Below are 9,304 nucleotides of genomic sequence, written 5' to 3'. Positions count from 1 at the left end.
CCTGCGGTTCCGCTCCGGGCGGGTGCCTCGTACCTCGGCCCCCACCCTGCGCTGCACCTCCGGCTCAGGCGACCAACGAGCGCAGCACGTACTGCAGGATGCCGCCGTTGCGGTAGTAGTCCGCCTCGCCCGGGGTGTCGATGCGCACCACGGCGTCGAACTCGACCTGCGAGCCGTCGGCCTTGGTCGCGGTGACCTTGACCGTCTCGGGCGTGACGCCCTCGTTCAGGGCGGTCACACCGGTGACGTCGAAGACCTCGGTGCCGGTAAGGCCCAGGGAGTCGGCGTTCTGGCCGGCCGGGAACTGGAGCGGCAGCACGCCCATGCCGATGAGGTTGGAGCGGTGGATCCGCTCGAAGCTCTCGGTGATGACGGCCTTGACGCCCAGCAGCGCGGTGCCCTTGGCGGCCCAGTCGCGCGACGAGCCGGAGCCGTACTCCTTGCCGCCGAGCACCACGAGCGGGGTGCCGGCCGCGGCGTAGTCCTGCGCGGCGTCGTAGATCGTGTCCTGGGCGCCCTTCACGAAGTTGAAGGTGAAGCCACCCTCGACGTCGTTCAGGAGCTGGTTGCGCAGGCGGATGTTCGCGAACGTGCCGCGGATCATGACCTCGTGGTTACCGCGGCGCGAGCCGTAGGAGTTGAAGTCGCGCCGGCCCACGCCGTGCTCGGCGAGGTAGACGCCCGCCGGGCTGTCCGGCTTGATCGAGCCGGCCGGGCTGATGTGGTCGGTCGTGACCGAGTCGCCGAGCTTGGCCAGCACGCGGGCGCCGGAGAAGTCGGTGACGGGCTCCGGCGTCATGCCCATGCCGTCGAAGTACGGGGGCTTGCGCACGTACGTGGACTCGCTGTCCCAGGCGAACGTGTCGCCCTCGGGGGTCTCCAGCGCGGCCCAGCGCTCGTCGCCCTTGAAGACGTCGGCGTAGTCCGACTCGAACATCTTGCGGTCGATCGAGGACTCGATGGTCGCCTGGACCTCGTCCGGCGACGGCCAGATGTCGCGCAGGAACACGGGGTGGCCGGCCTCGTCGCGGCCCAGCGGGTCGTGCTCGAAGTCGAACTCCATGGTGCCGGCCAGGGCGTACGCGATGACCAGCGGCGGGGACGCCAGGTAGTTCATCTTGACGTCCGGGTTGATGCGGCCCTCGAAGTTGCGGTTGCCCGACAGCACCGAGACGACCGACAGGTCGTGCTCGTTGACGGCCTCGGAGACCTTCTCGTCCAGCGGGCCGGAGTTGCCGATGCAGGTGGCGCAGCCGTAGCCGACCAGGTGGAAGCCCAGCTTCTCGAGGTACGGCCAGAGGCCGGCCTTCTCGTAGTAGTTGGTCACGACCTGCGAGCCCGGCGCCATGGAGGTCTTGACCCACGGCTTGGACACGAGGCCCTTCTCGACGGCGTTCTTGGCGAGCAGCGCCGCGGCGAGCATGACCGACGGGTTCGACGTGTTGGTGCAGGACGTGATCGAGGCGATCGCGACCGCGCCGTGGAACAGCTCGAACTCCTTGCCGTCGCTGTTCGTGACGTGCACGTGCTTGCGGCCGTTCGTGGCCGGCGCCGGGGCGTCGGAGGCGGGGAACGACTCGGCGCCCGCCTCGTCGGCACCCGCGGAGAACTCGGGCGCGTAGTTCGGCAGGTCGTGCAGGAACGCCGACTTCGCGTTCGTCAGCTCGATGCGGTCCTGCGGGCGCTTCGGCCCGGCGATCGAGGGCACGACCGTGGACAGGTCGAGCTCGAGGTACTCGGAGAAGACCGGCTCGGCCGAGTCGGCGTCGAGCCACAGGCCCTGCTCCTTGGCGTACGCCTCGACCAGGGCGAGCTGCTCCTCGGAGCGGCCCGTCAGGCGCAGGTAGTCGACCGTGACCGAGTCGATCGGGAAGATCGCGGCCGTCGAGCCGAACTCCGGCGACATGTTGCCGATGGTGGCGCGGTTCGCGAGCGGCACCTGGGCCACGCCCTCGCCGTAGAACTCGACGAACTTGCCGACCACACCGTGCTGGCGCAGCATCTGCGTGATCGTGAGCACGACGTCGGTGGCCGTCACGGCCGCCGGGATCGAGCCGCTCAGCTTGAAGCCGACCACGCGCGGGATGAGCATCGAGACGGGCTGGCCGAGCATCGCGGCCTCGGCCTCGATGCCGCCGACGCCCCAGCCCAGCACGCCCAGGCCGTTGACCATGGTGGTGTGCGAGTCGGTGCCGACGCAGGTGTCGGGGTAGGCGCGCAGCGCGCCGCCCACCTCACGCGTCATGACGGTGCGGGCCAGGTACTCGATGTTGACCTGGTGCACGATGCCGGTGCCCGGCGGGACGACCTTGAAGTCGTCGAACGCCGTCTGGCCCCAGCGCAGGAACTGGTAGCGCTCGTGGTTGCGCTGGTACTCGAACTCGACGTTGCGCTGGAAGGCGTCGGCGCGGCCCGCGACGTCGATCTGCACGGAGTGGTCGATGACCATCTCGGCGGGGGCCAGCGGGTTGATCTTCGTGGCGTCGCCGCCGAGCGCGGCGACGGCCTCACGCATCGTGGCGAGGTCCACGACGCAGGGCACGCCGGTGAAGTCCTGCATGATCACGCGCGCCGGCGTGAACTGGATCTCGGTGTCGGGCTGCGCGTCCGGGTCCCAGGACGCGAGGGCACGCACGTGGTCGGCGGTGATGTTCGCGCCGTCCTCGGTGCGCAGGAGGTTCTCGGCGAGGATCTTCAGCGAGTACGGGAGGCGCTCCACTCCCTCGACCGCACTGAGCCGGAAGATCTCGTAGGACTTGCCGGAGACCTCCAGCGTTCCCTTTGATCCGAACGTGTCCACGGTGCTCACTCGGGCTCCTTCTGCGGGGCTGACGGTGCGTCGGCTCTCACAGGCGCGGTCATCGCGCGAAGGAGCCGCCGCATGGGTTCCAGGGGGCTTCACCCAGCCTAGGCCGGGCTGCTGGAGCCAGCATATCGCATTTATCTTGACGTCAAGATATCTGCCGGCCGGGCGCCCGTCTCCTCCACGTCGGCCGCGGGCGCCTGGAGCGTCCGCACCACCCGCCGCGCGATCGCGGCGTTGCCCGCGTCGGTCGTGTGGATCCCGTCCTCGTGCACCAGGCGGCCCTGGACGATGTTGGGGTCCAGCAGCGACACGTACGTGGCCTCCGCCTCGGCCGCCGCGGCCCGCACCGCGCTGTCCAGGGCGCGCGCCTCCAGGCCGACCGCCCAGGGGGTGGAGGGCCCGACCGACACGATCTCGGCGTCCGGGAACCGCTGCACGGCCAGGGCGTACGTGTCCGCCACCGCCTCGAAGACCGGCGCGGGCTCGGCCCGCAGGTCCTTGAAGTCGTTCTGCCCGCCCGCGATCACCACGATGTCCACGCTGCCCTTCGGCACCGACCGGAGCTGGGCAGGGTAGTTGAGCTTGTCCAGCTCGGGGTTGCCCTTGACGAACCCCGTGCCGCCGTCGGCCACGTTCAGCTCGCGCCAGCCCATCTTCTCGGACACCAGCGTGCTCCACCGCAGCTCGGGCGACGTCGCGCCCTGCCCCACCGTGTAGGAGTCGCCGACGAAGAGGGCCACCGGCTCCTTCTCGGCCACCGGGGACGGCGAGGGCGACGGCGACGGGGACTCCGCCCAGACGGACGGCGCGCCCCGCGGCGCGGGCACCGAGGCCCCGCCCGTACCGCCGACGGCGATGCCGCCGGCCCCCAGGACCATGCCCACCAGGACGGCGACGGCGAACGCCGCCACCACCGACACCGCGATCCCGCCGCTCACCAGCCACCGCTTCACGGTGCGCATCCTATGCGTACTGACCTGGGGTTTCGTCCACCGTCCGGTCAGCCCTGCCGGTCCAGGACCGCGACCGCCTCGACGTGGTGCGTGTGCGGGAACAGGTCGAACCCGCGCACGCCCGTCAGCGCGTACCCGTGCGCGGCGAGGTAGCCGACGTCGCGCGCGAGCGCGGCCGGGTCGCACGCCACGTAGACGATGCGGCGGGGCTCGCGGGCCGCGATCGCGTCCACCACGGCACGCCCGGCACCCGAGCGCGGCGGGTCCAGCACCACGACGTCCGCGGCGGGCACCTCGGCCTCGCCCGGCCCGCCCGCCAGCACGCGGTCCACGGCGCCCAGCCGCAGCTCCACCTGCCCGTGCGCGTGCGCGTTGCGGCGGGCGTCCTTGACGGCGCGCTCGTCGCCCTCGACGGCGACCACGCGGCCCTCGGGCCCGACGGCGTCCGCCAGCGGCAGCGTGAACAGGCCGGCGCCCGAGTACAGGTCCAGCACGGTCGCGCCGGCCAGCTCCCCCGCGCTCGCGCCGGCGGCGTCCAGCACGGCGCCCGTCAGGACGGCCGGCGCCTCGCGGTGCACCTGCCAGAACCCGTCGGCAGCCACGCGGTAGCGGTGCGTGCCCCACGGGCCGGTCACGACCTCGGTCACGGCGCGGCGCGCGTTGGGCCGGGAGTCGGGCTTGCCCCGGCGCCACGGCTCGCCGTCGACCAGCAGCGCCGGGTCGCCCTCGGACGGCGCGACGAGCTCCAGCCGCGCGCCCGGCGTCCACGTGCGGGTGAACACGTCCTCGGCGACCGCGAACGCCGCCAGCTCGGCGGAGGCCAGCGGCATCTTCTTCAGCGCGACGACGTCGTGCGAGCGGTGCTTGCGCATGCCGGCGTGGCCGTCGGCGTCGGCCACCAGGTCGATCCGGGTGCGGTAGTGCAGGCCGCGGCGCTCGTCGTCGCCGGGCGCGGCCTCGACCGTGACGTGCTCGGCGAGCCAGTCGGCGTCGAGGCGCGCCAGGCGCTGGAGCTGCTCGACGAGCACGGCGGTCTTCCAGCGGCGCTGCGCGGGCAGGGCGACGTGGGACAGCTCGCCGCCGCCCACGCCGTCGGCGCCGGCCGCGGGCCACAGGGGCTCGACGCGGTCGGGGGACGCCTCGAGCACCTCGACGGCGTCGGCGCGCCAGAAGGTCGGGCCGCCCTCGGTGACGCGGGCGCGGACGCGCTCCCCCGGCAGGGTGTGGCGCACGAACACGACGCGGCCGTCCAGGCGGGCCACGCAGTGGCCGCCGTGAGCGATGGGGCCGACCTCCAGCTCGAACTCCTGCCCCACCTCCGGCCCCGGGGCGGCGTCGCTCACGCGCCGCGCGCGGCCGGGCCGCGGGGAACGCTGGGGACGACGGCGCGGGCGGCCGCCCTGCTCGGGGTCTGCGGGCGCGGTGCGACGGTCGGGGTTGCGGGGCATGTGCTCAAGTATCGCCCACGGCCCGTCCGGACCCCGCCCGATCAGGCGCGCGGCTGCGTCACATCCGGCGGCGTCACACCCTGCGGCGTCACATCCTGCGGCCGCGCAGGAAGGTGTCGCCCTCCAGGCCGGTCTGCCCGCGCGTCGAGGCGAGCTGCCACGGCACGGACGCCACCACGACGCCGGGCGTGAACAGCAGGCTGCCCTTGAGCCGCAGCGCCGACTGGTTGTGCAGGAGCTGCTCCCACCAGTGCCCGACCACGTACTCCGGGATGTAGACGATCACGAGGTCGCGCGGCGACTCGCGGTGCACGGACCGCACGTACTTGACCACGGGGCGGGTGATCTCGCGGAACGGCGAGTCCAGGATGCGCAGCGGGACGGGCAGGTCGAGGGCCTCCCACTCGGCGGTGAGCCGCTCCACGTCCTCGCGGTCCACGCCCACGCTGACGGCCTCCAGCACGCTGGGCCGCGCGGCGCGCGCGTACGCCAGGGCGCGCATGGTCGGCTTGTGCACCTTGGAGACCAGCACGACGGCGTGCACGCGGCTCGGCAGCGCCCGCGCCGCGGAGACGTCGTCGAGCGCGAGCTCGTCGCGCACACGGTCGTAGTGCTTGCGGATGGCCCGCATGAGCACGAACAGCACGCCCATGGCCAGCAGGGTGATCCAGGCGCCGTGGGTGAACTTGGTGAGCAGCACGATGATCAGCACGATGCCGGTCAGCCCGAACCCGACGCCGTTGACCAGGCGCGAGCGCTTGTACCGGCCGCGCACCGCGGGGTTCGGCTCGGTGCGCAGCTCGCGCGTCCAGTGCCGCAGCATGCCGAGCTGGGACAGCGTGAACGACACGAACACGCCCACGATGTAGAGCTGGATGAGGCGGGTCACCTCGGCGTCGAACACCACGATGAGCACGATCGCCGCGACGGCGAGGGTGACGATGCCGTTGGAGAACGCGAGCCGGTCGCCGCGGGTGTGGAGCTGGCGCGGCAGGTAGCCGTCGCGGCCGAGGATCGAGCCGAGCACGGGGAACCCGTTGAACGCCGTGTTCGCGGCGAGCACCAGGATGAGGCCCGTGACGGCGGAGACGGCGTAGAAGGCCGGCGGGAAGCCCGAGAAGACGGCCTCCGCGAGCTGGCCGATGACCGGGATCTGCACGTAGTGGTCCGAGACCGGCTCGCCGTTCAGCGTGAGCTGGCTGTGCGGGTCCTCCGCGAACTGGACGCCCGTGGCCTGGGCCAGCAGGAGGATCGACATGATCATCGTCGCGGAGATGGTGCCGAGCAGCAGCAGCGTGGTCGCGGCGTTGCGCGACTTGGGCTTGCGGAACGCGGGCACGCCGTTGCTGATGGCCTCGACGCCGGTCAGCGCGGCACAGCCGGACGCGAACGCCCGGGCCAGCAGGAACGCGCCCGCGATGCCCACCAGGCCCTGGTCGAACGCGGCCTCGGCGGACAGCTCGAAGTCCGCGCTCTGCGCCTGGGGCAGCGTGCCCGAGAAGAAGCGGAACGCGCCCGTGACGATGAGGGCCCCGATGATCGCCATGTAGCAGTAGGTCGGGATGGCGAACGCCGTGCCCGACTCCTTGACCCCGCGCAGGTTGACCAGGGTGAGCAGCGTCACCGCGATGACGGCGGCGAGCGCCTCGTGCCCGCGCAGCCCGGGGATGGCGGCGGAGGCGTACTGGGCCGCCGACGAGATCGACACGGCCACGGTGAGCACGTAGTCGACCAGCAGCGCGGAGGCGACGCCGATGCCCGCCGAGGGGCCGAGGTTGGTGGTGGCGACCTCGTAGTCGCCGCCGCCCGACGGGTAGGCGTGCACGTTCTGCCGGTAGGACGCCACCACGATGAGCAGCACCACGACCACCACGAGACCGACCCATGGCGAGAACGCCAGGGCCGCGATACCCGCCAGTGACAGGGTCAGCAGGATCTCGTCCGGGGCGTACGCCACCGAGGAGAGGGCGTCCGAGGCGAAGACCGGCAGCGCGATGCGTTTGGGCAGCAGCGTGTGCCCCAGGCTCTCGCTGCGCATGGGGCGGCCGACCAGAAGTCGTTTGGCCGCATCGACGATGTCCGACACGTTGGAAGACTCTATGCCCGTCGATGGCCTCCAGCGCACCTGGCGCACCATCGTCACCCCCGGCGCGGTAGCGTTCCGTCCGTGCACTTCGTCATCATGGGCTGCGGCCGCGTCGGCTCCAGCCTCGCCCAGGAGATCGACGGCCGCGGGCACTCCGTGGCCGTCATCGACCAGAACCCGGACGCGTTCCGGCGCCTGCCCGCGGACTTCTCCGGCAAGAAGGTGACCGGGGTGGGCTTCGACCGCGACACGCTCGTGCAGGCGGGGATCGAGGACACGTACGCGTTCGCGGCGGTGTCCGACGGCGACAACTCCAACATCCTGTCCGCGCGCGTGGTCCGGGAGACGTACGGGGTGGACAACGTCGTCGCCCGGATCTACGACCCGCACCGGGCCGAGATCTACCAGCGGCTCGGCATCCCGACCGTCGCCACGGTGCGCTGGACGGCGGACCAGGTGCTGCGCCGCATGCTGCCGCTGGGCTTCACCGACGAGTACCGCGACCCGTCCGGCACGGTGCGGCTCGCGCAGATCGAGTACCACCGGCGGTGGGTCGGCCGGCCCGTGCTCAACATCGAGGCCGCCACGGGGGCGCGGGTCGCCTTCGTGACCCGCTACTCGTCGGCGATCCTGCCGACGCCCGACATCGTGCTCCAGGAGAACGACGTGCTCCACGTGCTCATGGCGGCCGACCGGTCCGCCGAGATCGAGCGGATCCTCACCGCCGCGCCGACGGCCGAGGAGGACTGATGCGCGTCGTCATCGCCGGGGCGGGCTCCGTGGGCCGCTCGATCGCCCGCGAGCTGCTGAGCCACGAGCACGAGGTCACCCTGATCGACAAGAACCCGGCGGCCATGCGGGTCTCACAGGTCCCCGAGGCGGAGTGGGTGCTCGCGGACGCGTGCGAGCTGCCCGCGCTGGAGGCGTCCGAGCTGGAGCAGGCCGACGTCGTCGTGGGCGCCACCGGCGACGACAAGGTGAACCTGGTGTTCTCCCTGCTGGGCAAGACGGAGTTCGGGGTGCCGCGCACGGTCGCGCGCGTGAACAACCCGAAGAACGAGTGGATGTTCGACCAGTCGTGGGGCGTGGACGTCGCGGTCTCGACCCCGCGCATCATGACCGCGATGGTCGAGGAGGCCGTGGCCGTCGGCGACCTCGTGAAGATCTTCAGCTTCAGCCAGTCGCGCGCCGACATCCTGGAGCTGACGCTGCCCGCCGACTCCCGGGTCGCCGGGACGCGGCTGGGCCAGGTCGTGTGGCCGGCGGACGTCACGCTCTCGACGATCGTGCGCGACGGCCGCCCGCTGGTGCCGAGCCCGGACGACACCCTGGAGGCCGGCGACGAGCTGCTGCTGGTCGCCGGCGCGGACGCCGACACGGACGCGCTGCAGAAGCTGCTGGTCCCGAAGGGCTGACCGACCCGGTCGGCCGTCGTCTCAGGCGGTCGCCGGGGCCTTGGGCCGGCGCACGACGTACCAGGTCAGGTACAGCACGAGCGCCCAGAGCGGCACTCCGAGCAGCAGGTGGAAGGTACCCAGCCAGGCGACGTCGCCCGCGAAGTAGAGCGGCGTCTTGACCGCGAGGCGCAGGGCGAACAGCCCCACCCAGAGCCAGGTGGCGATCGAGTACATCCGCATCTTGGCCGGGTCGGACCGCCAGGCGGTCAGCGCGGCGAAGACCGAGGGCTGGTCGTCCGGGCGGTCCGCGTCGGCCTTGACGGCGTCCGGAGTCAGGCCGGCGCGCAGCGCCTCCACCACGTAGCCGACGGCGGGGCGGCGCGCGAGGATCGTGCCGAGCAGCACCACGAGGTAGGCGGCGTTGAGCAGCAGGCCGCCTGCGTAGTAGTCCTCCGCGTCGCCGGACGTCCAGGCCCAGACCACGCCGACGGCGATGCCGAGCAGGCCGCCCAGCGCCTGGGTGACCGGCGTGCGCTGCACCAGGCGCGCGACGACGGGAACGGCGAGGGCGATATTGTCCGCGACCGAGGCTCGCAGCAGCCGCACGTCCTGGA

Annotated in this window: 7 protein-coding genes; 2 read left to right on the top strand and 5 right to left on the bottom strand. The window is 72.3% G+C overall.

Annotated features, from left to right (window positions below; all coding sequences use genetic code 11):
- Positions 1 to 64: 64 nt before the first annotated feature.
- From acnA to ACFWEJ_RS23620, 4 genes are all read right to left on the bottom strand, one after another.
- Positions 65 to 2,809 (bottom strand): aconitate hydratase AcnA, encoded by a 2,745-nt coding sequence (acnA, locus tag ACFWEJ_RS23635; RefSeq protein ID WP_377231625.1) that lies wholly within the window; start codon positions 2,807 to 2,809, stop codon positions 65 to 67.
- 131 nt (positions 2,810 to 2,940) lie between these two features.
- Entirely contained in the window at positions 2,941 to 3,759 is an 819-nt protein-coding gene (locus ACFWEJ_RS23630; RefSeq protein WP_377231624.1) for an SGNH/GDSL hydrolase family protein, read from the bottom strand.
- A gap of 47 nt (positions 3,760 to 3,806) precedes the next feature.
- Positions 3,807 to 5,207: a class I SAM-dependent RNA methyltransferase gene (locus tag ACFWEJ_RS23625; protein WP_377231623.1), complete on the bottom strand. Its 1,401-nt coding sequence runs from the start codon at positions 5,205 to 5,207 to the stop codon at positions 3,807 to 3,809.
- A gap of 88 nt (positions 5,208 to 5,295) precedes the next feature.
- Positions 5,296 to 7,293, bottom strand: coding sequence for an APC family permease (locus ACFWEJ_RS23620; RefSeq protein WP_377231622.1), 1,998 nt, complete (start codon positions 7,291 to 7,293; stop codon positions 5,296 to 5,298).
- Positions 7,294 to 7,389: 96 nt separating this feature from the next.
- Between ACFWEJ_RS23620 and ACFWEJ_RS23615 the strand changes: the two genes are divergently transcribed.
- Entirely contained in the window at positions 7,390 to 8,043 is a 654-nt protein-coding gene (locus tag ACFWEJ_RS23615; RefSeq protein ID WP_377231626.1) for a potassium channel family protein, read from the top strand.
- Positions 8,043 to 8,708 carry a potassium channel family protein gene (locus tag ACFWEJ_RS23610; RefSeq protein ID WP_377231621.1) on the top strand — a complete coding sequence of 222 codons (666 nt, stop codon included), beginning with the start codon at positions 8,043 to 8,045 and terminating at the stop codon, positions 8,706 to 8,708. Before ACFWEJ_RS23615 ends, ACFWEJ_RS23610 begins: the two co-directional genes overlap by 1 nt.
- 21 nt (positions 8,709 to 8,729) lie before the next feature.
- Here ACFWEJ_RS23610 and ACFWEJ_RS23605 read toward each other — a convergent pair.
- On the bottom strand, positions 8,730 to 9,304 hold a 575-nt coding region (locus ACFWEJ_RS23605; RefSeq protein WP_377231620.1), incomplete at its 5' end, for a DUF3159 domain-containing protein.

This window comes from Promicromonospora sp. NPDC060204 (assembly GCF_042728455.1).
Classification (GTDB): domain Bacteria; phylum Actinomycetota; class Actinomycetes; order Actinomycetales; family Cellulomonadaceae; genus Promicromonospora.
Note: the sequence above shows the minus strand (reverse complement) of the source record. Positions and strands in the feature narration are given on the sequence as shown.